Consider the following 26,674-nt stretch of genomic DNA (forward strand, 5'->3'; position numbering starts at 1 on the left):
GGGGGATGAGCAGGATACGCCTGCTCAGGATTTAAAACATGCCGTTGCCGCTGGCGGTTTTTTGCGGAACGTTCTGGGTCACGTCCCAGTGTTCAACGATTTTATGCTGCTCGTCGACGCGGAAGATATCGATAATCGCCCGCGTCACGCCCGGCTCGCGACCGGTGACCTCAACGTGCAGGATCACATGATCGCCGTCGACAAACGCCTGCTTAATTTCGCTGTGCGAGTCGGGATATGTGTTCTTCAGGAAGGCGATAAATTGCTCAAAGCCTGCAACGCCGTCTTTCGCCATCGGGTTATGCTGTACGTAGTGGTCTCCCAGATAGGGTCTGGCGGCGGCAAAGTCTTTGTCATTTAACGCTTTATTATAAAAATCAATAACATTCTTTTTATTCAGCTGTTCATTTTCACTGTTGCCCGCAAAAACGGCGGGCGTCAGAGCGCAGAACAAGGAAAAGGCGACGATCGATTTTTTCAACATACATCCTCCGGTGGGGTTGATACCAGGCTCCTGGCCTGTCAGGTGAGTGCATCAGCTTCCCCAGCGGCTTTTCAGGTAGTTAACGGCCTGCTGGGTTTGCGGCTGATTGAGGTAATTCTCTCTGAATAAAATCGTGCCCTGAATTTGCGGCATGGATTCATTCAGATCAAGCTGCTTTTTCAGCTCCGGCACGCCGCCGCTAATCATCCAGTCAGGTTCGTTCTTCGATGGCTCGCCAACTTTGTACAGCGCCACGCCGATATAGAGGCGGGTATGGGTGGGTTTCACCACGTCAGCCCACCACTTTGCCAGCACATCGTAGCGGGCCGCGTCGCGGGCGAAAGGCCAGTAAATCTGCGGCGCGATGTAGTCCAGCCATCCCTGCTGGACCCAGAGGCGGGTATCCGCATACGACTCATCGTAGGCCGCTGCGCCGCGGGTATCCGAACCCGCCGGATCGTGGGAGCGGTTGCGCCAGACGCCTGCCGGACTGACGCCAAATTCAACATCGGGATTCAGCTGCTTGATGGTGCGGGAAACCTGCTCAATCAGCAGCTGCGTGTTGTGCCGCCGCCAGTCCGCTTTCGCGGCAAAGCCCTGGCCGTACTGCTGGAACGTCCGGTTGTCGTTAAGGGCCGATCCCGGTGATTCGGTGTAGAAGTAATCGTCGAACTGGACGCCGTCAACCGGGTAATGCTCCACAACCTCGGCCACGATGCTGGTGATCCAGTCGCGGACTTCCGGAATGCCCGGATCGAGCACGAAGCGATCGCCGGAGGTGCGAATCCACTCAGGGTGCAGGACGTATACGCTGGCGGGAACCTGCGACAGCGTGCTGTTCAGTTCGGTGACGGTTTTCGGCCGCGTATTGACCGAGACGCGATAGGGGTTAAACCAGGCATGAACGCGCATGCCGCGCTTGTGGGCTTCATCCAGCATAAACTTGAGCGGATCGTAGCCCGGATCCTCACCGATTTTGCCGGTCAGCATATCGGACCACGGCAGAATCTTCGATGGCCAGAGCGCGGTGCCATCCGGTTTCACCTGGAAGAAGACGGTGTTAATGCCGAGGCTTTTTAAATTATCCAGCTTGGCAACCAGCGCCTGCTGCTGCAGGGCGATGCGGCGTTCGGCGCTAATGCCGCCATTGACGGATTCCAGCGGCGGCCAGTCGAGGCGCGACACGGTCGTCAGCCAGACGCCGCGCACCGGCTCCTGGCTTTTGGGCAACGTCGGCTGGCGGGTCGCGGGCGGCATGGGCGTGACAAGAGAAACGGGCGGTTTGCTACCGCAGTGAGCCAACAGCAGCGCGGCAGCTATAGCTACCGCGGATATTTTCACCTTGTTCAGAATAAACTTACGAGAGCGGATCGTCATCATATTTGCCAGCTTTTCTGGTCATCGCACAAAAGAGTCATTTTCGTATTATTCGGCTTTAAGTCAATCATTTAGCTACAGATGCGGCGGCATAAGCACGCAAACCTCAGACGCAGAAAACGCCTCCTGCGCCGCGCAATGGTTTGCCATGATATATCATTGATATGCATTAAAACTTGATCGGTTCAGGGCGAGTATAAACAGGACTTATTAAAATTTGGCCAAACAATTGACCTTTGGCCTTTTCCGGCGAGTCAAACTGGATTAGCACAATGAACTACTCATCATCACGCCATCGTCTGTGGATACTCCTGTTTCTGATTGCGCTACTGAGCCTGGGCACCGGGCTTTGCTACTGGCAAATGCAAAAAAAGGTGAATCAAGATATCCATTCGCGCCTGCAGCAGGCGATAGCCAGCCTTGATGTGACCGTCTCCCATGCGGAGCAGGCAGCCGATCGGGCTGAGCCTTTTTATGGTAAAAGCTGTAGCGAGAATGTCCTGACGGAGCTGCGTACGCTGGTGGCCACCATTCCCGATGTGCGCACGGTGAATTTAGGTAAGGATAACGAAATATACTGCACCTCGGTTTTTGGCGGGCGTAAATTTCAGTTCGATCGTCGCCAGTATACGCATGGCGCTCTGCGCCTGCTGAGCGGCAGCGAAATCACGCCGTTTCATCCCTTGATGGTTTACAGCGAACAGGATGAGCGGGGAAATACGATTCTGGTTGGCGTTGACGGCTATTATTTATACAACATTTTGACCGTTCTTGATGGCGATGCGCATCTCTATCTTCAGGTTGGCGATCGGATAATGACCCGCAAAGGGGAAGTGACGGCGACGCCGGATATCAAGGTTCCCGTGCGCCTGGCCTCTGAGCTGTTTACCTATTCGGTTATTGCCGACCGCGGCTACGCCTCTGGCGTCGGGGCGTTTATCCGCTATGAGCAACACACGCTTATCGCCATTATTCTGGCCTCCTTGCTGCTCACCTTTTTATTCAGAAACTACCTCCGCTACCGGAATACGATTGAGTATCAGCTCAGAAAGGCTATCGAACTGAAGCAGCTCAAGCCCTATATTCAGCCGATTATCAACAATGACAGCGGAGCGGTTATCGGCGGTGAGGTGCTGGTGCGCTGGGAACATCCGAAGCAGGGATTTATTGCGCCGGATAAATTTATTTCCGTGGCAGAGCAGACCGGCTTGATTAAAGACGTGACGGCGATTTGCTTTGCCGAGGTGATCCGTCAGCTTCGGCGCCATCAATCCGTTATCCCTGGAGGGGTGTTTATTTGCTTTAACACCAGTTCGGTAAACTTTCAGGACGACGAAATAGTGACCCTGTGCCAGACGTTTATCCAGCAGATGAAAGAGGCGCAAGTCCGCCTTGTTCTGGAGATAACCGAGCGCGAGTCGATCGAGAATACCCGGCAAACATCAGCGGTGACGGACAAACTCAGGCGTATCGGCGTCCAGTTTTCGCTGGATGATTTTGGTACCGGCTACGCAAACTACAGCTACATCCAGCAATTTAATCCTGAGATTATCAAAATCGATAAGGTCTTTACCCTCAACATTGTGACCAACACGGCTTCCGCGCTGGTGGTGAAGAATATGGTTAATCTGGCCAGGAAGTTTCATTGCCAGATTATTGCTGAGGGCATCGAGGATAAGGAGCAGCTCACGATGCTCAAAAATATGGGGATTACCCTCTATCAGGGCTATTACTTTTCTAAACCGGTGCCGGTCGATGCGTTTATTCAGATGCTTCCTCGCTCGTTTAGCGAGTCAGGAAGGCCCTAAAGGCGACGCTCTTGCCCACGCAAAACACAGGAAATTAAAAGGTGATCGACTCGGCAAAACCGAGTAATAATGACCCGTTCAAGCTGAAAATTTGACATTATTGAGAAACAACTCAACAACATGGAGGTTGTCTTGTTTGAATCTCATCTCAATATTTTTATCCGCGCGGTTTTCGTTGAAAATATGGCGCTCAATTTTTTCCTCGGGATGTGTACTTTTCTCGCTATCTCCAAAAAAATCGATGTCGCATTTCGCCTCGGGGTAACCGTGACGGCGCTGCTGGCCATTGCGACGCCGATTAACAACCTGATTTACCATTATCTGCTGAAAGAGAACGCCCTGATCGAAGGGGTTGACCTGAGCTTCCTCGATTTCATCACGTTTATCGGCGTTCTTGCGGCGCTGGTGCAGATCCTCGAAATGGTGATCGACAAATATTTCCACGCGTTAAACCATGCTCTGGGGCCATTCCTGCCGCTGTTAACTATCCACTGCGCCATTTTCGGCGCGACGATTTTTATGGTGCAGCGTGAATACAGCTTCCTTGAATCACTGACTTATGGCACCGGATGCGGTATTGGCTGGGCGCTGGCGATTGTGGCGCTGGCCGGCATTCGTGAAAAGCTGAAATATGCCAATATGCCGAAAGGCTTACGCGGTTTAGGCAGCGTATTTATTACCGCCGGCTTAATGTCGCTGGGGTTTATGTCGTTCGCCGGCATCTCGCTGTAGGCTGCGCTGAACGTCGGGGGAGTGATTCTGCCGTCCAGACCCTTGGGTTGTACGGCAGAAGGCGCGAAGTTATTGCCTCAGCGTTTTACTACGGGTAGTTAAACGCATCCGGATGGTTCTCCAGGCTGCCGCTCAGGGCGGCAAAGAGCACCGTCTTGCCATCGATAGAGCGTTCATCGCTAACATTCAGCCAGGTCAGTGTCTCCTGGGCGGTTTTTTCGTCAACGGCGGAATAAAGCCCGGACATCTCTCCGGATTTTTCCGACCACAGCACGGCGAAGCGCTCCGCTGCGCAGTCGTGGGGCTTGCAGACGCTGAATACCTGATAGACCTCGGCGCCAAGCTTCACCGTCCGGGCAGGCGAGCCCGTGCCGCCGGACTTTATCCAGGCGGGCAGGGTATGCCCTTTAACCATCTGGCTAAAGGCTGCCGGTTCCTTTTTGGCCAGACCGTCCAGCGTCATATCGGTTTGCGCCATGGCGTGGGTGGATGCAGCCAGAAAAGCGATAGCGGTTAAGTGTTTAAGCATAAAATTGCTCCTGCGAACTCTCTGATTCCGTTTGATGGCCGGTGATAATGGCTCTGATTAGCTGTTTTTGGTCTGAACCCAAAAAGCGTGGATAAGGCCTGGAATATAGCCGAGGATCGTTAAAATAATATTGAGGATAAACGCCCAACCAAAGCCTTTACCCAGCAGTACGCCAAGCGGGGGTAGAATAATCGTCAACACAATTCGCCAAAAACCCATAATATCTCCCTGTTTAGTGAGTTAGCTCATAATTATTTTAGCGGTTGCGCCTGTTTTTGCAAATTTTAACTTTTTGAATAATAAGACTGCTAATATTACCCGCGCCTCGATACTACATATTTAATAAATAGAAAAGTCCCAATTCACCTTTCTGACATATATAAGATTATTCCAGGGTGAGGCTTGCGTCAGCAACGCTGACAAAGCAAGAGTGTTCCATCGTAAACGCATTTAAACGTAAATAAGGAATGCAGGTAACGAGGCGGGAAGTGCGCTACACTGGCGGGGAGATTTATCCCATCATGAAATGGCGGCGGCATGGACAACAATATCCTTTATAAAGTTATCGTCATCCTGACCATTGTCGGGTGGGGCTGGAGCATGGTTAGAAGGAAGCAGAAAAAGCAGGTCCTGGAACCCGCTATTGCGCAGGCGAATGCCAGGGAGCGTTATCAGTGGCGTTATTTCAGGTGGGGCTGGAGAGTTTTGCAAATCGTCTGCGGTTTTTATTTGTTGATTACCCTCATCCAGTTTCTTCTCTGCGGCTAGCGTTCGCCGCTGCGGCGAGCTGGAACAGCGCGCGACAGCGGCGAACGCTTCTTTTATGCGACGCCGGTACCGCCGTCTGAGCACCAGACCTGACCGGAAGCGTACGAGCAGGCATCTGAGGCGAGGAGAACGTAAAGGGGCGCAATCTCGACCGGCTGTCCCGGCCTGCCGAGCGGCGTATCCTCACCAAACTGCTGAACTTTCTCTTGCGGCTGGCCGCCGCTTGACTGCAGCGGAGTCCAGTACGGGCCGGGCGCCACGGCGTTAACGCGGATACCGCGCGGACCAAGCTGCTTAGCCAGCGATTTGGTAAACGCCACGTTGCAGGCTTTGGTCTGGGCATAATCCAGCAGGATCTCACTGGGTTTAAACGCCTGCACGGAAGAGGTGTTAATGATCGCCGCCCCCTGAGAGAGATGACGAAGCGCGGCTTTGGTTATCCAGAAGGGCGCATAAACGTTGGTTTTAAACGTGGCGTCAAACGCGGCGGTCGTTAACGCCTCAATGGATTCACAATACTGCTGCCTGCCGGCGTTGTTGACCAGAATATCCAGCCCGCCCAGCTCAGCGACCGCTTTTTCAACCAGGGTATCGCAAAATGACTCAATCCGAATATCGCCGGGAATGGCGACGGCTTTTCTTCCCTCGGCCTGGATCAGCGCGATAACGGCAGCCGCGTCGGACTCCTCCTCCGGCAGGTAGCCGATAGCGACATCCGCGCCTTCCCGCGCGTAGGCAATCGCGACAGCCCGACCAATTCCCGAATCACCGCCGGTAATCAGCGCTTTTTTCCCCGCCAGCTTTCCGGAACCGGTATAGCTGGTCTCTCCGTGATCGGGAAGGGGCTTCATTTCGGATGCCAGCCCCGGGGGCTGCTGCGGCTGCTCGACAAACGGCGGAAGTGGATAGTGTAGCGTTGGGTTATTTCCTGTTGTCATACCGGCCTCCTTAATAAATGAAATTTAAGATTAGTCAATGACTGCGTTTGGGCGATAAAAAAAGCGCAAACCAGGAATAATTAACATCGTAAAACCAGGAATTATTTACCTGGCTTTTAAGTCAACATGTAATACCAGAACAACGCAATTTCATCTTTTTCCGGTAACGCGCTGTAGAGATAACGATCGTATCCGCCCAGGGTAAAGCCATAATTTCGGTAGAAAAGGCAGGCGGGAACGTTGACGTTCTGGGTTTCCAGCTTTAATCCCGCCGCGCTCATGCTCCGAGCCCATATATGGGCTGCCGCCATGAGCTTGTTGGCCGCGCCCGTTCTGCGCTGTGAGCGCTCGATGGCGATATAATCCACGGAAATAAACTTGTTCCAGATCAAGGAAGCGGTGATAAATCCGGCCACTTGCCACGCGTCGGTTTCCGCGATTAAAAATATAGCATCCGGATTAACGCAGTGGTTTTCCAGCGTCTGGATATCCAGTTCATAGGTTTTATTATAAGTGCTGGGAAGTGTTTCAATTTTCAGATCATTATTGACAAAGGGGCCGGTGGCAATCTGGCTGACGGTGAAGGAAAAATCACAATATTCCAGACGAGCCAGGTCGGAATTTAATCCTTTACGAATCTGCATAGCATTCCTTGTTTTTTAAGCGATTTATTAATCATAGACAACGCCTTTAAAAATATCAGCCTCGCCAGCAACAGCGCACGCGTTTAAACCTGGTCTAATCTTATATTCATGCCGCATTTTCCACAGGTCATTTGAGGATATTTAATGGAATCCAGAGTATTTAAAAAACATTGGGGGGCGGAGTTCATTGCCGCGGACACAGTCCGCTTTCGCGTCTGGGCCGAAGGTCAAAAAACGATGACGCTGAGCCTGACGGGGCGGGATATTCCGATGGACGCCGCGGGAGAGGGCTGGTTTCAGATTGACGTCCCCGGCGTAAAGCATGGTGATGAATATATGCTCCGTTTAGCCGACGGCACGCGCATTCCGGACCCGGCGTCGCGCGCGCAACGCGATGATGTTAACGGCCCCTCGGTGGTCATCGACCCCAGGCGTTTTCAGCCGGTTAACGCTGGCTGGAAAGGGCGTCCGTGGGAAGAAACCGTGATATATGAACTTCATCCGGGCACCTTTACGCCGGAAGGCACCTTTCTGGCCGCCATCGAAAAGCTGCCTTATCTGGCAGAGCTGGGGATCACCCAGATAGAGGTCATGCCCGTTGCCCAGTTTGGCGGTTCCCGCGGCTGGGGTTACGACGGCGTATTACTCTATGCGCCGCACGCAGCGTATGGCGCACCTGAGGATTTTCACGCCTTTATTGATGCTGCCCACGGGTTAGGGCTATCGGTGGTTCTCGATATCGTACTGAACCATTTTGGCCCGGAAGGCAACTATCTCTCTCTGCTGTCACCGGGCTTTTTTCATCAGGACCGGATGACCCCGTGGGGTAACGCTATCGCCTATGAAACCGAGGCCGTGCGGCAGTATATTACCGAGGCGCCGCTGTTCTGGCTGACCGAATACCAGCTCGATGGGCTGCGCTTTGATGCTATCGATCAGATTGAAGATCGCTCCGCCAGGCATGTACTGATAGAAATAGCCGAAAATATCCGCGCCGCGATTCCCGACCGCCATATCCACCTCACCACCGAAGACAGCCGGAACGTGATTTTCCTCCATCCGCGCGATGAGAACGGACAGACGCCGCTCTTTACCGCCGAGTGGAACGATGACTTTCATAACGCCGCCCACGTTTTCGCGACCGGCGAAACGCATGCCTATTATCAGGATTTTGCGCATCAGCCGGCAAAGAATGTCGCAAGGGCGCTGGCCGAAGGGTTTGTCTACCAGGGTGAGCTTTCTGCGCAAACCGGAAAACCACGCGGCGTGGCCTGCGCCGCTCAGCCGCCGCAGTTTTTTGTCGACTTTATTCAGAATCACGATCAGACCGGGAACCGTGCGCAGGGGGAAAGGCTGATTTCTCTTGCCGGCGCCGGGAAAACGCGCGTTCTGCTCGCCGCATTGCTTCTGTCGCCCCACATTCCTTTGCTGTTTATGGGCGAAGAGTTTGCGGAGACGAACCCCTTTCTGTTCTTTACCGATTTTCATGGCGACCTCGCGAAGGCGGTGCGGGAAGGGCGGGCTAAAGAGTTTGCCGGGCACGCGGGACACGATGCATCAGTCCCTGACCCGAACGATCCCCAAACCTTTATCCGTTCTAAGCTCGACTGGCAGAAGGCGGCAAGCGAGGAGGGGAAAGCCTGGCTGCGCTTCACTCGTCACCTTATCCAGCTGCGCCATCGCTACATCGTCCCGCTGCTCGCGGCGAGAGGGGCCGCGGAGGGCATGATCCTGCACGCGGCGGCGCAGGCGATGGCGGTGAGCTGGCAATTCTCCGGCGGCACGCTCTCCGTGGCGCTGAATATCGGCGAGGAGCGGGCCGCGATGCCGGAAATACCGGGCGAGGTCATTTTTAGCTGGCCGGAGCGGCAGGAGGCGTTATCGCCAAACAGTATTGTTGTCCGTTTTGCACATGGAGAAGCCTCATCATGATCCCTTCCGCAACCTATCGTATTCAGTTCCGTAACGGCATGACCTTCGATCGCGCGGCGGCGCTGGCGCCGTATCTCAAAGACCTGGGAATCAGCCATCTTTACGCTTCGCCGATTTTTACGGCAACCAGCGGGTCAACCCATGGCTATGATATTACCGATCCTAACGAGATCGACCCGGCCATCGGGGGCCGCGAAGGGTTTGACCGGATGGTCAAGGCGCTGCGAAACGCGCAAATTGGCCTGATTCTGGATATTGTTCCCAACCATATGGCGACCTCGCTGGAGAATCGCTGGTGGCGGGACGTCATCGAGCAGGGCAAAAACAGCGCCTGGGCCCATTATTTCGATATTGACTGGACGCGTCCCGTTACGCTGCCGTTTCTGGGGGATACCTTTGAGGCAGAGCTGGAGAGCGGGGCGCTCGCGCTAAAACGCGATCCGGAAACCGGGAAGCCGGCGTTCGTCTACTATGACCAGGCCTGGCCCCTGAATCCTCAAACCCTGGCGACAGGTGAGCAACTACTAACATCCCCGGATCGCGACGCCATTCTGGCGCTGCACGAGGCGCAAAGCTGGCGGCTGATGTCCTGGCGGGAGGCGCCCAGGCAGCTCTCCTGGCGGCGTTTTTTTGAAATTACCGGCCTGATTGGCGTCAGGGTTGAAGACCCGGCGGTGTTTGACGACACCCACCGGCTTATCCTTGAACTGGTGCATTCTGGCATCGTTGATGGTCTGCGCATTGACCATATCGATGGCCTTGCCGACCCGCTGGGGTATTTGCAGCGCCTGCGCCAGGCAGCCGGGCCAGAGTGCTACATTACGGTGGAAAAAATCCTCGCCAAAGGCGAGCAGCTGCCCGCCGACTGGCCCGTCTCCGGCACCACAGGATATGAGTTTATCGCTTCGCTGGCGGAAGTGCTGGTGGATGACAATAACCTCGATCAGCTGCAGCAGGTTCATGATGAAGCGCTCGGCGGAGCGATAGATCGCCATACCGCGCTGCGCGAGGCGAAAGGACTGATGGTGGATCGCAATTTTGAGGGTGAATTTACCACCTTATTGCGGCTGGCCACCGAGCTGGCGGAGCGTAATAGCATGGCGGTTGAGAGCGACGCGCTGCGCCATGCCTTGCGTGAACTGCTGCTGGCCTTCCCGGTCTATCGTACCTACGGCACCGCCGAAGGGCTGACCGCAGGCGATATTACGCTGTTAAACCGGGTGGTTGACCAGGTGAACGCCAGGGAAGACAAACCCGATGCCAGGGCGCTTGAGGTCATTATCGCCATCCTGACCGGCAATCTGCACGAAAGTAGCCTCGAAACCGCGTCACTCTTCAGAACCCGCTTTCAGCAGCTGACGGGGCCGTTGATGGCTAAATCGGTCGAGGATACGCTGTTCTTTCGCCATAACCTCGACCTGGCATTGAACGAAGTCGGGGCCGATCCTACTCCTCGCGCATTTTCTCTCTCTCGTTTTCACCAGGAGATGCGCATTCGTCTTGCCCGCCAGCCCGACGCGCTGCTGGGAACGTCGACGCACGATACTAAACGCGGGGAAGATGCGCGCGCCCGGCTTTACACCCTGACGGAAGCCCCGCAGCTGTGGGCGGAAAACCTTGCGCGCTGGCGTCAGATGAATCAAACCCAGGTGCGTTTTTTGAACGACGGTACGGCGCCGAACGCGGCGGATACGTGGATGATCTATCAGGCGCTCGCCGGCGTGTGGCCTGCAACGCTGCTGCCCGACGATACCGCAGGGCTGAAAGCACTCGAGACGCGTTTTCTTGCTTTTATGGAAAAAGCGCTGCGCGAGGCCAAGCAAAGAACCGACTGGATCGACAGCAATGAGAGCTATGAAAGCGTTGTGCTGAACTATGCGCAACAGCTGTTCGCTGCGGATAATTCGCTCTTTCTCAACGATTTTCACACCGCCCTGCAGCCTTTTATCCGTGCCGGCCTGGTGAACAGCCTCAGCCAGACGGTCATCAAACTGACCGCGCCCGGCGTACCGGATATTTATCAGGGGAGCGAGGCGCTGAACTTCAGCCTTGTCGATCCGGATAACCGACGTGAACCTGACTTCGCCGTCCTGGCGCATAACCTCGATAGCGAAGGCCCAGAGTTATTTGATAACGAAAACGCATGGCGAGACGGGCAGCTGAAGCAGTACGTCACCGCGTCGTTTCTCAGGTTAAGGCAGAGACATTCCGCGCTCTTCCATTATGGTGACTGGGTACCATTAAAGGTCACCGGTGACAGGGAAGAGAATCTTATCGCCTACGCGCGCATCAACGACGAGGAGGCCCTTATCGTGGTGGTTCCTCGCCTGGCCTTTGACGTCGCGGCGCACGGGTTGGCTGATTCCCCGGCCAGGCTGTGGGGCAACACTGCGGTAGCCATACCCGAAGATCTGGCAGGACGACATTATCGCGATGCGTTAACCGGCGAAAACCGTCTTGTCGAAGAGGCGCTCGATCTGGCGTCAGCAACGGGGTGGTTAGTAACGCTTATTAGTGAAAAGAAAAGTAGAGAGGAATAGTGTCAATGAAAGAAACGTTTGCAATAGAGCCCGGGGACGGCCAGCAGCTGGGGGCTAATTTTGACGGAAAGGGCGTGAACTTCGCGCTGTTTTCAGCGCACGCTGAGCGGGTTGAGCTGTGCTTATTCGATCCTTGCGGAAAAACGGAAATAGCCCGGCTTGAACTACCTGAATATACACACGAAATCTGGCACGGCTACGTACCCGGTCTGCAGCCCGGAGCCTTATACGGTTATCGGGTTTATGGGCCGTACGATCCGGAAAACGGCCATCGCTTTAATCCACATAAATTGCTTATCGATCCCTACGCGCGGGAGCTGGAAGGCGATATTGAATGGAACGATGCGCATTTCGGCTACGAGATGGGCCATGAGGAGAAAGATCTGAGCTTTGATACCCGCGATAGCGCGCCTTTTACGCCAAAATGCAAGGTTGTCGACCCGGATGCCTTCGACTGGCAGGGGGAAAATCGCCCCGACGTCCCCTGGCCGCATGCGGTTATCTACGAAACGCATGTGAAGGGTTTTACCCAGCGCAATCAGGCGCTTCCCCCGGAGCTGCGCGGCACATTTGAGGGGCTTGGGCATCAGGCTTCCGTCGATTATATCAAGAGCCTGGGCATCACTTCCGTTGAGCTGCTTCCCGTACACTGGTTTCCGGACGATCAGCATCTGCTCGACAGAGGGCTAAAAAACTTCTGGGGTTACAATACGCTGGGCTTCTTCGCTCCCGCGTCCCGTTACTACGGACCCGCGGGTATCGCGGGCTTCCGCGACATGGTGCGCGCATTTCATGATGCCGGTATCGAAGTGATCCTTGACGTGGTTTACAACCACACCGCGGAAGGCAATGAACTGGGACCGACGCTCTCATTTAAAGGCATCGATAATTTTTCCTACTACCGGACGATGCCGGATCAGCATCGCTATTACATAAATGATACCGGGACGGGGAACACGGTGAATACCTCGCATCCCCGGGTGCTGCAGATGGTCATGGATTCGCTACGTTACTGGGCTCAAGCCATGCACGTCGACGGCTTTCGTTTTGATCTGGGGACCATTCTCGGACGCGAACCCGAGGGCTTCGATCCGCGAGGCGGGTTCTTCGATGCGGTAACCCAGGATCCGGTTTTATCGAAGCTTAAACTGATTGGTGAGCCCTGGGATATCGGTCCCGGGGGTTATCAGGTCGGCGGTTTTCCGCCTGGCTGGGGCGAGTGGAACGATAAATATCGTGATACGGTGCGGGAATACTGGAAGGGGGATAATGTTTCCAACGACTTTGCCGCCCGTTTACTGGGCTCCGGCGATCTGTACGATTTACGCGGCCGTCGTCCGTGGTCCAGCGTCAATTTTATTACCGCCCATGACGGCTTTACGTTGAACGATCTGGTTTCGTATAACGAGAAGCATAATGAAGCCAACGGTGAGGACAATAACGACGGGCATAATGACAACCGCTCCTGCAATTATGGCGAAGAAGGCCCGACGGAAAACCAGGATATCGTCGCCGTCCGCGAACGCCAGAAGCGGAATTTCCTGACCACGTTATTATTCTCCCACGGTACGCCGATGCTGCTGGCCGGCGATGAGTTTGGCCGTTCTCAGCAGGGCAATAATAACGGCTACTGCCAGGACAGCGAGATTTCATGGGTTAACTGGGAAGCACAGTCCGAGCAGGACCATGCGTTGCGCCATTTCACCCAGCGTCTGATAGCGCTGCGTGCGGAGCAACCGCTTTTACGCCGCGAAAGCTGGCGTGACGGGCTCGAGATACGCTGGTTTAACGCCGGCGGCGGTCTGCAGCAATCTGAACAATGGGATGAAGGTTCGACGTTAGGTCTCGCCATCAGCCGACCCGACCTTGAACAGGAGGAGGGCATCTGGCATGACGTGCTGATGCTGTTCAATCCCTTTGAGGGCGATGTTCCTTTCCAGATCCCGCAGTTTGGCGAAGGCGGCTGGGTTCTTGAGCTGTCGACCGCTGAAGAAAAAACGGACGGCGTCATCATTACCGAGACAATTGATTTTGTTCTGGCCGGGCGCAGCATTGCCCTTTTCAGACGGCCTTAAAGCCTCAGACAAACCCGGCGCTGAATGCCGGGTTTATATTGTCATTATTGATGCAGCGGCTGACCACTGGCGGCAAGGATGGATTCATGCATGGCTTCAGAAAGCGTTGGATGAGCAAAGATCATCGATAAGAGACTCTCATCTGTGGCCTCCAGATGATGCGCGATACCAAAACCCTGGATCTGTTCAGTGACCTGCTCACCAACCATATGCGCGCCCAGCAGTTCGCCGGTTTCGGCGTCGAAAACAGTCTTTACAAAACCCTCCGTCTCCCCGCTGGCCAGCGCCTTACCATTCCCCTGATATGCGAACTTACCGATCTTGATTGGCCGTCCCGTCTCGCGAGCCTTCGCCTCTGTCAAGCCCAGGCTGGCAACCTGTGGCCGGGCATAGGTACAACCGGGCACATAGTCGCGGTTAAGAGGGCGTACGCCTTTGACGCCGGCCAGCGTCTCGACGCAGATCGCGCCTTCGTGGCTGGCTTTGTGCGCCAGACACGGCGGGCCGGCCACATCGCCGATAGCATAGAGCCCAAATACGTTGGTTCGGCAAGCTGCATCCGTCTTGATAAATCCGCGGTCCAACTCGACTCCCAGCGCTTCCAGCCCCAGGCCTTCTACATTAGGCTGTACGCCCGCTGCCAACAGCACACGTTCGACTTCCAGGGTCTGTTCGGCGCCGGTGGTTTTCAAGGTGCAGCGCACGCCCGTATCGGTGCGCTGTACCTGCGTCAGCAGCGTTTGGCAATGGACGTGTATACCGCGTCGTTCGAATGATTTACGCACGGTAGCGGAGACTTCGGCGTCTTCAACGGGCAGAATCTGCGCGGCTTGTTCGACCAGCGTCACTTTGCTGCCAAGATCGTTATAAAGGCTGGCGAACTCGACTCCGATGGCCCCTGATCCGATGATTAATAGAGACTCCGGTAAGCGCTCAGGCTGCAGGGCCTCAAAATAGGTCCAGATTCGCTCACCATCTGGCTCTACTCCTGGCAACGCTCGCGGCCGGGCACCAGTCGCAAGGATCACATGACCCGCGCGATAGTCTCGCTCTTCTCCTCGGGGATCGGCGACCGTGACTTGCCCCTTACCACGCAGCCGGGCGGTGCCGGTAATGACCGTAACGCCATTTTTCTTCAGCAGGTACTCGACACCTCCGGTCAGCTGTTGCGACACGGCGCGGCTAAACTGCACCAGTTTCTGCACATCGAAACTCACCTCTCTGAGACTAAAACCCAGCCGATCGGCATGCGCAATACTGTGCGCCACCTCTGCACCATGCAGCAGCGCCTTGGTTGGAATGCATCCCCAGTTCAGGCAGATCCCCCCTAAATGCTGCTTTTCCACCAATGCTGTACGAAGCCCTAGCTGGCCGGCACGAATGGCGGCGACATACCCCCCAGGCCCGCCACCTATTATCAGTACATCATATTTGTCGTGCATAGCTCGTCTCCTCGATAAACAACAGCGTCGGTGTTTCAACCAGCCGCTTGAGCGCCCGGAGAAAAGCCGCGCCTGACGCCCCATCGATGACCCGGTGATCGCAGGACAGCGATACGGTCAGTTGATGGCGGACGACGATCTGTCCGTCGCGAACTACCGCTCGGGGCTCGCCTGCGCCAATCGCAAGGATCGCGCCCTGGGGTGGGTTTATGATGGCGTCAAACTGCCGTACTCCGAGCATGCCCAGGTTTGACACGCTAAAGGTGCCGCCCTGGAATTCTTCGGGCTTGAGCATGCCCGCCCGGGCTTTGGTTATCAGAGAATGAATTTCGTTTGATATGTCGCTTATCGACCTGCTGTTGGCCGAACGTACGATAGGGGTAATTAACCCGTCTGGCAGCGCAACGGCCACGGAAATGTCGGCATCGGCAAAACGGCGGATGCTCTGGGTAGCCTCATCAAACTGTATGTTGACGTCCGGCACGGCTATCAGCGCCATGGCGCAGGCCTTAACCAGCATATCGTTAACCGAAATCTTGACGCCGGGTACTTCGCTGTTGATTTCCTTACGCAATGCTAAGAGTCGCTCCAGATCGAGATCGACGGTCAAACGGAAATGAGGTGCATGTTGCTTGGACATTTGCAAACGGCCAGCGATCGCTCGCCGCATGCTGGACATCGGCAACGTCTCAAAGGCTGTCGCTGACGTGGCTTGTGGAGCCCCGGCCTGGGGTAGCCCATCAAGCAGCAAAGCGGCCGCCAGCACATCATCACGGCTCACCCGTCCGAGTGAACCGCTTTTGCGGCAGTCGTGCAGGTTGATCCCCAGTTTGTTGGCCAGACGGCGCGCCAAGGGGGTTGCCGATACCTGGCTATCATCGGTATGCGATCGCGGCGCTTTGCCGGAACGAACGGGCGGCGGCGGAGAGGCGATACGGCCGCCTGCGGCAACGATCGCGCTCTCCAGGTCAGCGACAGAGATACGCTCGCCGCGCCCGCTACCCTGGACCTTTTTCAAGTCAACGCCCAACCGCGCAGACTGACGTAACGCATGGGGAGTGGCATTCACCTGAGTCGGATCGGTTATGCCTTGCAGGCTGGTGGGTACCTCGGTCTGCCCAATGGATGCCGCAGGCTTATTGGCGGGGGCCGGTACAACGGAGGGCGCGACGGCCGCTACAGCAGGCTCGGTAGTCTGCGTGACAGGCGCTGCTGGCTGCACCGCGGCCAGGCTGGCGGCAAAGGCATCCAGTTCAGCATCGCTTACCGAAGAGTCAGCTACCAGCGCCAAAACAGCGCCGACCGGGAGGGTATCTCCCACCCGGGCGATTATCCTCCGTAGCGTACCGGCGAAGGGGGCCTCCAGAACATTGACGATTTTGCTGGTCTCAATTTCACAGATTTCCTGCCCTTTGGCAAAGCGGTCACCCTCCTGGATGGCCCACCGCGCGAGCACGCCTTCCTCCATTGAAAGGCCCCACTTCGGCATTTCAAGTGTCCTGATATCGCTCATAGCTTAATCCTCCAGTACTTGACGGACGGCAGCTTCGATACGTTCAACGCCAGGGATCCAGAGTTTTTCGAGAGCAGGGGAGAACGGTACCGGGGTGTGTGGTGGTGTCACCAGAACAACAGGCGCTTTGAGGAAATGGAATGCCTGGGAAGCAATCAGCGCTGCGACATCATGAGCAAAGCCAAAACGCGCGGCTGACTCGTCGACAATGACCACGCGGCCGGTAGAAGCCACTGATTCCAGAATACCTTCTTCGTCCAGAGGCGAGATTGTACGTGGATCGACCACCTCCACCGAGATCCCCTCCCTGGCCAGTTTGTCGGCGACCTGGTTTGCTTTATGTACCATTGCAGACAACGCGATGATGGTGACATCCTCACCTTCACGGGTATAGTTGGCGACGCCCAGGGGGAGGGTATAAATCTCGTCCGGTACCTCGCCCTTGAGGTCATAAAGCATTTTATGCTCGCAGAACACCACCGGATCGTCGTCGCGAATCGACTGGATCAGCAGTCCTTTGACATCATAAGGCGTCGATGGCACGACCACCTTAAGCCCCGGTGTGGTAGCAAAAATATTATAGGGTGACTGCGAATGCTGGGCTGCTGCAGAAAAACCAGCACCGATCATGCCCCGCATCACCAGCGGCGCCTTGGCCTTGCCACCAAACATATAGCGAAACTTTGCCGCCTGGTTGTACAGCGCATCATGGCTAACACCGAAAAAATCCATAAACATCAGCTCCGCCACCGGCCGCAGACCCGTTGCAGCGGCGCCGGCAGCCATGCCGACGATCGCCGACTCCGTAATGGGGGTGTCGATCACCCGGTCGGAGCCGAACTGCGTCCACAGCCCTTTAGTGACTCCGAGCACGCCTCCAAAGGCCTCTATCCTTGCTTCTTCGGGCGCATTTCCGCCGTGACCGCCGCGCAAGTCTTCACCAATCAGAACGACGCGTTCGTCGTGCTCCATTTCCTGGGCCAGGGCTTCCTTGACCGCTTCTCGATAGGTTTTTATAGGCATTGTTATCACCCTCAGTATGAGACGTAAACGTCTGTAAGCAGGTCTTCCGGAGCCGGATAGGCAGCGGCGCGCGCTTTGAATACAGCATCATCGACAAGTGCTTCAACCGCCGCGTCGATCGCCGCCAGTTCCTCAAGGGAGATGTGTTGCTTGACCCTGGCGGTGAAAATCTTCAGCGGGTCATGTTGTTCACGCAGACGTTGAACTTCGCCCTCAGCGCGGTAAAGCGCCGGATCGCCCTCAAAGTGACCGTGCCAGCGGAAAGCTTTGGCCTCAATCACGCTTGGGCCTCCACCTTCTCGGGCGCGCTTGACGGCCTCTGAGGTGGCATCGTAAACGGCAAAGAAATCTGTGCCATCAACCGTCACTGCCGGTAAACCGAAGCCCGCGGCGCGCCCGGCGATATCACGACCACCGACGGCGTAGTCATGACCCGTTCCTTCGCCATAACCGTTGTTCTCGAAAATAAAGATGGCAGGGAGTTGCAGCACCACTGCCATGTTGATGGCTTCAAATACCAGGCCCTGATTAGAACCGCCGTCACCGGTAAAAGAGACCCCAACGTTACCGGTCTTGAGGGTTTTGGCCGTCAGAGCAGCGCCGATGGCTAACGGAGGGGCGCCACCCACGATAGCGTTCGCACCCAGCATACCTTTCGACAGATCGGCAATATGCATAGAGCCTCCCTTGCCCCGGCATAATCCGCTGTCCTTACCGAATATTTCAGCCATCATGCCGTGAATATCGCAGCCTTTGGCAATACAGTGGCCATGCCCACGGTGCGTGGACCCAATGAAATCAGCGTTAGTGAGATTTTCGCAGACCCCCACCGCAATGGCTTCCTCACCGGTATAAAGGTGAATGAAGCCCGGAATATCACCGCTGGTGTTTTCCTGATGCAAACGCTCCTCAAACGTCCGGATTTCGCGCATCTTACGGTAAGCCTGGAGTAAAGCCTGTTTGTTAAGCATCACTTAATTCTCCTCAGTAAAGGTCGTCAGGCGGGGGTTTGACAGGCTGGAAGCCCCTTAACCACGCCGATGCAATGAATCTACGAGTGCGACGAGGAGGTGCGAAGCCACCTTCATGGGGGGGTAGGAGGGGGTTTTCATGCTTGAGGTCAAACTTTATAAATTTTATGTATCTATCGAGAGGGGTGGCTCCATGCCATCCCGGGCTCTGGCGTACAATTGATAAAAAAATAATACGAGTAGATAACTACGGATGAAGCCATCGGATTTGAAAAGTCGCCAGGCAACTTCACTGGTCTCCGGGCCATTGCGGCTGACGAGAGATTTGCCGCTAATCCTGACCAAATTCGTTCCACCACGCTCTTCGATACGGCTGCTACAGCGCTCACGGCTTCTGCTCCTCCTCGATCGCATGCAGCGACGCCGTCTGGGCGTCGTTTGCGCGGGTGCTGGATTTGGCAAAACCACGCTGTTGGCGCAGTGGTATCAGCAAATGATTGCCCAGGGTGAACGCGTTGCCTGGCTTAGCCTCGATGAGGATGATGATGGCGTATGGCAGTTCATTCCTTATCTGCTGCAAGCATTGCGGCCGCTCTATGGCGATTGGGACGCCGACTTTTGGCGCAACATAGAAGAACAGACGCCCTCCAGTTCGCAACAGCTGCTGGCCGGGTTGATTAACCAACTACATTACTGTCCGCACGACCTGTATCTGATCGTTGATGACTTCCATATGATTAATGATGCTGGTGTATATGAAGCCCTGGGATATTTGCTCAAGCATGCTCCTGCCGCCTTGCACCTGATCATTGGCAGCCGTTTCCACCCCAGTCTGTCCCTGAGCCTGCTTCAGGCACAGGACCAGCTGGTGGAAATCTACGATCGAGACCTGCAATTTACGCTTGAAGAAACCAGACACTATTTCAGCCAGACGATTGACATACCACTCAGTAATCAGCATGTACAGCGGCTACTTTCCGCGACAGAGGGGTGGATCGCCGGTATGAAAATCGCTTCGTTATCCCCAGAATTGCTCAATGATCCAGAACATCTGCTGCGCAATATTCGTGGTGGAACCCGCGCTATCGCCCGTTATCTGAAAGAGGTGGTACTTGATCCATTGCCACAGGAAGTTTTTGATTTTCTGGTCAAAACATCGTTTCTTAATCGTTTAAATGCCGGGTTATGTAACGGGGTTACAGAGCGTGATGATAGTGAAGCGATACTGGCATGGATTGAGCGGCACAATCTTTTTTTGTCAGCCCTGGACGAACAAGGCTGCTGGTTTCGCTACCATCCTCTTTTGCAGGAAACCCTGCGAACGATATTGCAGCAGAACAACGATATCAACCTCAAGCACTTACATGAATTAGCCAGTCATTGGTTCGTTGAACAGAGATTGTGGTCCGAGGCGGTACGCCACGCACTGGCAGCGGGCAAGCCGATCCATAACCCCGGGCAGGATGGCGCGGGCGCGCAGTCGCTGGCGGAAGAAGGGGATATAGATACCCTGGTTTCCTGGATGCATCACTTACCTGCGAGTACTGACCCTTCGCGCATTGACCTGCAAATCAATCTGGCCTGGGCGCTGGCGCACTATTTTCGCTTCGATGAATCGAGGCAGTTACTTGATAATCTTGACCAAATGGTCGTTAATCATCGTGATGATATAACCCCCAACGCCTGGCTCAAATTACGTGTCGTGCGCGCAATTTGCGAAGCTTTTGCCGAGAAAATCCCGGAAAGCCTGGCGATTGTTGAGCCGTTGCTGGCTAAAGTGCCCTGCGGAGACACCTGGGTCGATGGTCTCATTTGCAATATTCTGAGCTACTGCCACGTGGTTAACCAGCGCTATAGCGACGCTCTTGAGGTTCAACGGCATATGCCTTGCCCGGAAAGCCCATTAGACAATCTATTTGTCTCGGTTTATCGCGCTTTTATCATCACTCAGTGCCATCTTGGTCAGGGTGACCTGGAGAACGCCTGGGGGCATGCAGAGAATGCATTGCGCCAGGCTGAGCGTTATACCGGCCCTCAGTCGACCAGCGGCGCGACGCTTGCGCCGCTGCTGGCGGAAATGGCTTACGAACGAATGAACCTGGACTCATTAAATACGCTGTTAGCAGATAGACTCGAATTCATCGATCGGTTTGGTCCACCCGACGCCCTGAGTCGCTGCTATACCTATCTTGCGCGTCAGGCCTTGAATGACGATATGCCGCATGAGGCAGAACGGCTGCTGGAACACGCGCAGCGACTAGCGGTGTCTCGCGGATGGCAACGGCCGCAGGCTTTATTGTTAGCAGAGCAGGCGAGAGTGCGCCTGCAGCGCGCGAATTATCCAGGCGCGGAGCAGCTGCATCGGCAACTCGAACAACTGGCGGCCCGTGCCACAATTGATGCCGAAAACCCCTGTCAACGCGCAATAGCTCAGCATGCCAATGTCAGCCGCAGCCGCCTGCTTCTGGCGTCAGGCCAGGCGCCACAAGCCAGCCTTTTGCTGGGCGAACTCGTGACTGAGCAGGAGCGTCGGGGCGATCGGCTCTCCGCAGCGCGTCTTCGTACGCTATGGTCATTATCCTTGTGGAATAGTGGCGAAAACGCGGCTGCCGTGGCTGCATTGCAGCCCGTCCTGCAATTAGCGGCACAACAGCATCTCAAACGTATTTTTCTTGATGCTGGCGATGCCTTGCAGCCTCTGCTTGTCCGTGTACGCGAAACCTCGGCAGCCAGCGAAGGGGATGACCCTTGGCCCGGGAAAGGGAGCCTGTCTGAAGGCAAGCGGATTGAGCATGAAAACCTTGATGTTAACCAGGAGCTCAGTGAGCGAGAGCTGCAGATATTACAGCTCATTGCTGACGGTCAGATGAACAAAGAAATCGCTCGCTCCCTGACTATCTCTACTGAGACGGTGAAATGGCACATCAAGAACATCTACGCCAAGCTCAAAGTCAATAGTCGTACGCAAGCCATGAGTCGGGCTCTGGAAATGAAGTTACTGGATTAATAATGTCAGTGATGTGCGAATATAATCCATAAGTGAATATGTCAGTAGCATCTATTGGCCCTTTAATAAACACAAATTCCAGCGCCGTCCGTCGCTGCGCAACTCGGTGATGCTCAGCGGGTGGATGTCGATACGCGCAAATGAGTGAAGCGGGGCGCCGAGAACGTCGACGATCGTGGCGCGGATTGCGGCGGCAGGCGCAATGGCACAGTGGCGACCTCGAATATCGACGTGTTTAGCCAGCCAGCTGCCACAGCGCGCCAGCAGCTGAGCACGTGACTCTCCGCCCGGGGGAGCGGCACCCTCCAGCCAGGCCTGGAACGCTTCGGCGTCTTGCATCATCACCTCACGCACTGGCCGACCGGCCCAGATGCCGTAGTCGGGCTCCGCCAGTTCCGTCACTGGCGTACCCTGTAAAGAGAGCGCGGCGGCGGTTTGCCTGGCGGCGGCGTCCGGGGCGAACCAGACGCGGTGATAACGGGCGACACTGCTTTGTAGCTGGCGCGCCCGTTGCCACTCCCGCGCCTCCAGAGGGTCATCACAAGGAAAGTGTGAACCTCTGGAGGCTGCCGTTTCTCCCTGACAAATCAGCGTTAGCGACGCTCTCATGTTGTTAACCGCGCCGGAAGGCCGGGCGATGTTCGCGTGTCGTCGGCGTGCGTTCGGCTAAAGCACCGAAAGCCACGCCGATGACGCCCCAGAGCACCAGATGCGTGCCGAAGGAACTTATGCGGAAACGCCATAGCAGGTCCGCCGGGAAGTGGTCGGAGACTTCGTTCACTGTCGGCATCAGGGCGCAAACCACGAGCATCAGCGCCACGGCGAACAGCGTTGCCCACATCATCGCATTCCCTCTGCCGAGGCGCGGCGTGAGCTGATGCGATAACCACGCGGCCGCGATGACGATGCCGATAGAAAGCAACATCATGACGAAATAGAGCCCGGTACGATAGCCGATGGTCTCCGGGTTGCCGACTGCGGGCGGATTGGGCGGGTATTTCAGACCTGGCATCAGGCTCATTGCCAGGAAGCCGGCCAGCGCCAGGCACAACGCCAGCACACGCGGGTCCGATGGCCCAAAGCGCTGGTAGCTAAAGGCCCACGCCAGCGCCAGACCGCCGCCCAGCGCGGCGCCAAACAGCGCCATGCCGGTCATCAGGCCGACCCCGGACTGGGTCTGTCGGCTAAACACCTCTTCTTCTTCGCCGTCTGCTGACGCGCCGTGATGGTGAGCGTGAGCTGACATGCTTTTTTCCAGGCCAATCGCGCGATCGACCTGCGGCTCGCCGAAATGGTGCGCAAAGGCAAATGCCACCATCCCGGCCAGAACGCCGGCCATCATCCCTTTAAATAACAGTTTGCCAATCATTTCCGCCTCCTCAGTGGCAGGGAAAGCCCAGCAGATGACGTGCGTCGTGGAAGAATTCATGCACCTGCGTGCCGGAAAACATCGACGTTGCGCCTTGTTCTGCGCCAACGAAATAGATGGCCAGCAGCGCCAGCAGGGCGGTGAACAGCGCCCAGGGCAACAGTTTCGCGACAGGAATGGGAGCAGCCGGGGTGTGGGCATTAAGGGTGATATCACTCATGGTGTAACTCCATTATCGATTTTGCTGTTGATAGAGAGTGCCGGACTCACCGTGACCGGCACGCCCGGCGAAAGGTGATGATGGCTATGTGCCGGCGGGCAACTGGCGTTCGCCAGTACAATCGGCTGGCCGTGGGGCGTGTTGAGATACGCTTTGCGCCACTCCTGCGTCCGTCGGCTGATTTCATCCGGCACCGTCAGGTTGAGTGCCGTCATCATGTTTTCCATCGCCGCCGTCCACTGACGATAGTAGGCATCATTCGCGCTTTCACCCGGTTGCGCCGGCGCCGCGTTGATCTCTTTACTGAATGTCTGTACCCATTCTGCCCACGGGAACAGCCCGGCCCGGTGGAGATGGACTATCAGGGAGAACGCTTTTGCCTGCCAGGGCTTATCGAACACCGGCCCTTCCTCATCGCGCGGTAACCCGAGGGCGGCGTAATCGTGTTGTGTTACCGTATTCATGCTTCCTCCAGATAGTCGTCCCACAGATCGATGAACACTTTGTCAGGGCGCGGCTCTCCCCACAGCGCCTGCGCGGTGAAACTGACGCTGTAAACATGCTGGGGATGTTCGCCCAGCCCGTGCGCCGCAGTATCTGGCGTGATAAACACACCGTGAGCGATCTCTATGCGACCGACTTTATCGCGTGCGTAGCGTGGCAGGCGGGTATGGGTGGTCGGGTTGAAATTTTTCGTTCGTACCCAATCGCCCACCCGGAAGCGGGGCGCAACATCGTGACTGACCCGAGCAGACCCGCCGGTGCTGACAACCATCGACACCATCTCCTGCGTCAGCACAGGTGTACCAGGCTTGCAGGGGGCAGGCTTCGCGCCACCCCACAGTTCTTCAACGGTGATCGTCCCCTTTGCCAGCAGCAGCGTTTCGAATGCATGCAGCCAGTGCTCGTAGTAACTTGACTGCAAATATTCGGTCGGCGCCATACGTTCGATGGCGTGGCGAAATTCATCGACGTTAAAGTGTCCGCCGACGAACAACGAGGCGAACAGAGGAAATACCCGGCGTTCCCACTCATGATGGAAATAGGGCTCGTTTTCCTCGGTAGGGATCGGGCCAAGGCCGTGCATCCCCCCCAGATCATGTATCCCGTTCATGGTTTTCTCCTTTCGTTATGGTGCGCTAACCACACCGGTGCCAATCATCGAATCGCGCGTGATGAGTTCGCTCAACTGCGCTTCGCTCCAGCCTTCCGTGCCTGCCGGACGTTCTGGCAGGACCAGATAGCGCAGCTCGGCGCTGCTGTCCCAGACGCGAATCTCTTTGTTTTCTGGTATGTGTAACCCGAACTCGGCGAGAACGCCGCGCGGGTCGATGACGATACGCGAACGATAGGGCGCTGATTTGTACCACACCGGCGGCAGACCCAGCACCGGCCAGGGGTAGCAGGAACAGAGCGTACAAACGGTGACGTTGTGCACGTCCGGCGTGTTCTCCACGACCAGCATGTCTTCGCCCTGTATTCCGGAGAAACCCAGTTCAGCAATAGCGGCAGTGGCGTTTTCCATCAGTCGACGTTTGTATTCCGGGTCGCTCCACGCTCTGGCGACAACCTGTGCGCCGTTTCGGGGGCCGACTTTGTGCTCGTAGGTGTCAATCAGCTCATCCAGCGCAGCCGGGTCGATCAGGCCTTTTTCCTGCAGCAGGGATTCCAGTGCGCGGACGCGTAGCTCGATATCAACGGGGGGTTGGGTATGGTCGTGGTCGTGTTTATGGCTCATTTTAGGCTTTCCGAGAGTTAAGGTTAAAACGTCCGCCAGTCACCGCAGGCTTCGAAAGCGGCGGCGGCCTGATAGAGCGTGCTTTCAGCGTAATGACGTCCTACCAGCATCATGCCAACCGGGAGTCCGTCGACCATGCCACAGGGGATAGACATGGCCGGGTGACCGGTGATGTCCTGCGCAGCGGTGTTACCGATCATTTCGAAAGCGCGCGAGATGTATTCGGTGATGGAGCAGTCCGGGCCTGGTATTGGCTGAGCGAGCACAGGCACGGTAGGCATCACCAGCAGATCGAAATCGCTCAGGGCCCGGTCGTAGCCGGCGCGGGCCCGACGCGCGATATTCTGCGCTCTGGCGTAGTAGCGACCGTTATAGCGCTCCAGCCCATACTGGCCGACGAACATGCAAACTTTGAGCGACGGGGAGAGGGCATCCGCGCTGTCGTGCCATTGCGCGTGTTTGTCCAGCAGGCTGACGTCGTACTGGCCTTCCCAGTTAAAACCCATGCCGTTGCCGTGCATCATCTGGGCGGTCAGACCTTCGCAGCCGATAGGCGACCAAAGCGCGCCCGCCAGATTGTGTTCCGGCACGGAAATTTCGCTAACGATGGCGCCCAGTGCTTGCAGGCGGGCGATGGCGTCCCGCACCTTCGTTTCTACCTGCGGGTCCATATTCGGCAACTGGAATCCCTCGGTCAGAATGCCGATTTTCAGGCCGCGCACACCTTTTCCGAGGGCGGCGGTATAGCTCTCTACAACGGGCGCGTACTGACGCGGGTCAAGCCCGTCACTCCCGGCGATGGTTTCCAGCATCAGCGCGTTGTCGCGCACGTTGGCGGTGATGGGACCGGCGTGGTCGATGGTCGCCTCAATCGGCATGATGCCCGTGTAAGGCACCAGACCGTGGGTCGGTTTCATGCCGTAGGTACCACAGAAGGCGGAAGGGATACGGATAGAACCACCCTGATCGCAGCCTATCGCCATGTCCACTTCGCCAGCCGCCACCAGTGCGGCGCTGCCGGAGGACGAACCGCCGGAGGAATAACCATGACGATGGGGATTGTGCACCGGGGCCGGGTCGGAAGTGTGGCTGCCGCCGGAGAGGCAGAAGTGCTCGCAGGTGGCTTTGCCGAGAATCGTCGCCCCGGCATCCAGCAGGCGGGTGGCCACGGTCGCGTCGTAGGATGGGACGAAACCTTCTAGCGTGGAGGCGCCGTTCATCATCGGTACGCCGGCGAGCGAGACATTGTCTTTCAGAGCGATGGTCCGCCCGGCCAGCGCGCCAGTCGCTGCACCTTTTACCTCCGTTTTGTAATACCAGGCATTGAGCGGATTTTCCTCGCCAGTCGGACGATAGCCGGCGGCGCGCGGATAGCGGACCTCCGGGATATCGTCGGGAAGGGAGTCGATCAGATCGTAAGCGTCGAAGTTAGCCTGCATCACCGCCAGATATTCCTCGGCCTGCGCCGGCGTCAGGCTGATATGCAGCCGACTGGCAAGTTCCTGGAGTTGTTCGGCAGTGGGACGTTGAATAGCCATGTTGTTTCCTTTTTCTGTGTTTGCTC

The 26,674-nt window shown here is 56.3% G+C and carries 24 protein-coding genes; 7 read left to right on the forward strand and 17 right to left on the reverse strand.

From position 1 onward, the window contains the following. Positions 1 to 31 precede the first annotated feature (31 nt). Together BJF97_RS14605 and BJF97_RS14610 are read right to left on the reverse strand one after the other, a co-directional pair. Complete coding sequence (locus BJF97_RS14605) at positions 32 to 484, reverse strand: nuclear transport factor 2 family protein (protein WP_032695009.1); 453 nt, start codon at positions 482 to 484, stop codon at positions 32 to 34. A 51-nt stretch (positions 485 to 535) separates the two neighbouring features. Beyond that, entirely contained in the window at positions 536 to 1,864 is a 1,329-nt protein-coding gene (locus tag BJF97_RS14610) for a glycoside hydrolase family 10 protein (RefSeq protein ID WP_014838470.1), read from the reverse strand. Between the two features lie 269 nt (positions 1,865 to 2,133). Here BJF97_RS14610 and BJF97_RS14615 point away from each other — a divergent pair, with 269 nt between their 5' ends. Together BJF97_RS14615 and nqrE are read left to right on the forward strand one after the other, a co-directional pair. Continuing rightward, positions 2,134 to 3,669: an EAL domain-containing protein gene (locus tag BJF97_RS14615; protein WP_032695008.1), complete on the forward strand. Its 1,536-nt coding sequence runs from the start codon at positions 2,134 to 2,136 to the stop codon at positions 3,667 to 3,669. Positions 3,670 to 3,789: 120 nt separating this feature from the next. Continuing rightward, positions 3,790 to 4,401 (forward strand): NADH:ubiquinone reductase (Na(+)-transporting) subunit E, encoded by a 612-nt coding sequence (gene nqrE / locus BJF97_RS14620; RefSeq protein ID WP_009652200.1) that lies wholly within the window; start codon positions 3,790 to 3,792, stop codon positions 4,399 to 4,401. A gap of 88 nt (positions 4,402 to 4,489) precedes the next feature. Here the strand turns inward: nqrE and ivy are convergent, their stop codons facing one another. Together ivy and BJF97_RS14630 are read right to left on the reverse strand one after the other, a co-directional pair. Next, the gene (ivy, locus tag BJF97_RS14625; protein ID WP_032695007.1) at positions 4,490 to 4,930 is read right to left on the reverse strand and encodes an Ivy family C-type lysozyme inhibitor; all 441 of its coding nucleotides are present in this window, start codon (positions 4,928 to 4,930) and stop codon (positions 4,490 to 4,492) included. 57 nt (positions 4,931 to 4,987) lie between these two features. Next, on the reverse strand, positions 4,988 to 5,149 hold the full coding sequence (locus BJF97_RS14630; protein WP_004102047.1) for a YqaE/Pmp3 family membrane protein: 162 nt from the start codon (positions 5,147 to 5,149) through the stop codon (positions 4,988 to 4,990). Positions 5,150 to 5,467: 318 nt separating this feature from the next. Between BJF97_RS14630 and BJF97_RS14635 the strand changes: the two genes are divergently transcribed. Further along, entirely contained in the window at positions 5,468 to 5,698 is a 231-nt protein-coding gene (locus BJF97_RS14635) for a hypothetical protein (protein WP_032695006.1), read from the forward strand. Between the two features lie 53 nt (positions 5,699 to 5,751). Here the strand turns inward: BJF97_RS14635 and BJF97_RS14640 are convergent, their stop codons facing one another. Together BJF97_RS14640 and BJF97_RS14645 are read right to left on the reverse strand one after the other, a co-directional pair. Then, complete coding sequence (locus BJF97_RS14640) at positions 5,752 to 6,636, reverse strand: SDR family oxidoreductase (RefSeq protein ID WP_004850866.1); 885 nt, start codon at positions 6,634 to 6,636, stop codon at positions 5,752 to 5,754. A gap of 116 nt (positions 6,637 to 6,752) precedes the next feature. Beyond that, a complete protein-coding gene (locus BJF97_RS14645; RefSeq protein WP_032695005.1) occupies positions 6,753 to 7,280 on the reverse strand; it encodes a GNAT family N-acetyltransferase in 528 nt (175 codons plus the stop codon). Positions 7,281 to 7,424: 144 nt separating this feature from the next. Between BJF97_RS14645 and treZ the strand changes: the two genes are divergently transcribed. From treZ to glgX, 3 genes are read left to right on the forward strand one after another with little or no spacing between them, the layout of a single operon-like run. Then, positions 7,425 to 9,212 (forward strand): malto-oligosyltrehalose trehalohydrolase, encoded by a 1,788-nt coding sequence (treZ, locus tag BJF97_RS14650; RefSeq protein WP_032695004.1) that lies wholly within the window; start codon positions 7,425 to 7,427, stop codon positions 9,210 to 9,212. Continuing rightward, on the forward strand, positions 9,209 to 11,752 hold the full coding sequence (gene treY / locus BJF97_RS14655; protein WP_032695003.1) for a malto-oligosyltrehalose synthase: 2,544 nt from the start codon (positions 9,209 to 9,211) through the stop codon (positions 11,750 to 11,752). The genes treZ and treY overlap by 4 nt, the downstream gene beginning before the upstream one ends. 5 nt (positions 11,753 to 11,757) lie before the next feature. Next, positions 11,758 to 13,827: a glycogen debranching protein GlgX gene (gene glgX, locus BJF97_RS14660; protein ID WP_032695002.1), complete on the forward strand. Its 2,070-nt coding sequence runs from the start codon at positions 11,758 to 11,760 to the stop codon at positions 13,825 to 13,827. A 44-nt stretch (positions 13,828 to 13,871) separates the two neighbouring features. On the opposite strand, the gene lpdA is transcribed toward glgX, so the two are convergent. The 4 genes from lpdA to BJF97_RS14680 are packed head-to-tail and all read right to left on the reverse strand — an operon-like array spanning position 13,872 to position 18,776. Continuing rightward, positions 13,872 to 15,269 carry a dihydrolipoyl dehydrogenase gene (lpdA, locus tag BJF97_RS14665; protein WP_032695001.1) on the reverse strand — a complete coding sequence of 466 codons (1,398 nt, stop codon included), beginning with the start codon at positions 15,267 to 15,269 and terminating at the stop codon, positions 13,872 to 13,874. Further along, entirely contained in the window at positions 15,253 to 16,782 is a 1,530-nt protein-coding gene (locus tag BJF97_RS14670) for a 2-oxo acid dehydrogenase subunit E2 (RefSeq protein ID WP_032695000.1), read from the reverse strand. The genes lpdA and BJF97_RS14670 overlap by 17 nt, the downstream gene beginning before the upstream one ends. A 3-nt stretch (positions 16,783 to 16,785) precedes the next feature. After that, positions 16,786 to 17,805, reverse strand: a complete 1,020-nt coding sequence (locus BJF97_RS14675) for an alpha-ketoacid dehydrogenase subunit beta (protein WP_014229353.1) — start codon at positions 17,803 to 17,805, stop codon at positions 16,786 to 16,788. 11 nt (positions 17,806 to 17,816) lie between these two features. Continuing rightward, entirely contained in the window at positions 17,817 to 18,776 is a 960-nt protein-coding gene (locus BJF97_RS14680; RefSeq protein WP_162557587.1) for a thiamine pyrophosphate-dependent dehydrogenase E1 component subunit alpha, read from the reverse strand. Positions 18,777 to 19,029: 253 nt separating this feature from the next. Here BJF97_RS14680 and BJF97_RS14685 point away from each other — a divergent pair, with 253 nt between their 5' ends. Further along, positions 19,030 to 21,783: a LuxR C-terminal-related transcriptional regulator gene (locus BJF97_RS14685; protein WP_032694998.1), complete on the forward strand. Its 2,754-nt coding sequence runs from the start codon at positions 19,030 to 19,032 to the stop codon at positions 21,781 to 21,783. A gap of 51 nt (positions 21,784 to 21,834) precedes the next feature. Here BJF97_RS14685 and BJF97_RS14690 read toward each other — a convergent pair whose 3' ends face one another. Genes BJF97_RS14690 through BJF97_RS14720 form a run of 7 tightly spaced genes read right to left on the reverse strand, consistent with a single transcriptional unit; the run spans position 21,835 to position 26,648 of the window. Then, positions 21,835 to 22,392 (reverse strand): histidine phosphatase family protein, encoded by a 558-nt coding sequence (locus BJF97_RS14690; RefSeq protein WP_014838479.1) that lies wholly within the window; start codon positions 22,390 to 22,392, stop codon positions 21,835 to 21,837. Between the two features lie 4 nt (positions 22,393 to 22,396). After that, entirely contained in the window at positions 22,397 to 23,152 is a 756-nt protein-coding gene (locus tag BJF97_RS14695; RefSeq protein ID WP_032694997.1) for a CbtA family protein, read from the reverse strand. A 10-nt stretch (positions 23,153 to 23,162) separates the two neighbouring features. Then, positions 23,163 to 23,372 carry a CbtB domain-containing protein gene (locus BJF97_RS14700; RefSeq protein ID WP_004850884.1) on the reverse strand — a complete coding sequence of 70 codons (210 nt, stop codon included), beginning with the start codon at positions 23,370 to 23,372 and terminating at the stop codon, positions 23,163 to 23,165. Next, positions 23,369 to 23,836 (reverse strand): nitrile hydratase accessory protein, encoded by a 468-nt coding sequence (locus tag BJF97_RS14705; RefSeq protein WP_014838481.1) that lies wholly within the window; start codon positions 23,834 to 23,836, stop codon positions 23,369 to 23,371. Before BJF97_RS14705 ends, BJF97_RS14700 begins: the two co-directional genes overlap by 4 nt. Further along, entirely contained in the window at positions 23,833 to 24,486 is a 654-nt protein-coding gene (gene nthB / locus BJF97_RS14710; RefSeq protein WP_014229359.1) for a nitrile hydratase subunit beta, read from the reverse strand. The genes BJF97_RS14705 and nthB overlap by 4 nt, the downstream gene beginning before the upstream one ends. A gap of 15 nt (positions 24,487 to 24,501) precedes the next feature. Next, a complete protein-coding gene (nthA, locus tag BJF97_RS14715) occupies positions 24,502 to 25,110 on the reverse strand; it encodes a nitrile hydratase subunit alpha (RefSeq protein ID WP_009652266.1) in 609 nt (202 codons plus the stop codon). Positions 25,111 to 25,133: 23 nt separating this feature from the next. Beyond that, a complete protein-coding gene (locus BJF97_RS14720; RefSeq protein WP_032694996.1) occupies positions 25,134 to 26,648 on the reverse strand; it encodes an amidase in 1,515 nt (504 codons plus the stop codon). Positions 26,649 to 26,674 lie beyond the last annotated feature (26 nt).

The sequence above is a fragment of the Klebsiella sp. LTGPAF-6F genome (assembly GCF_001753185.1).
GTDB classification, from domain to species: Bacteria; Pseudomonadota; Gammaproteobacteria; order Enterobacterales; family Enterobacteriaceae; genus Klebsiella; species Klebsiella michiganensis.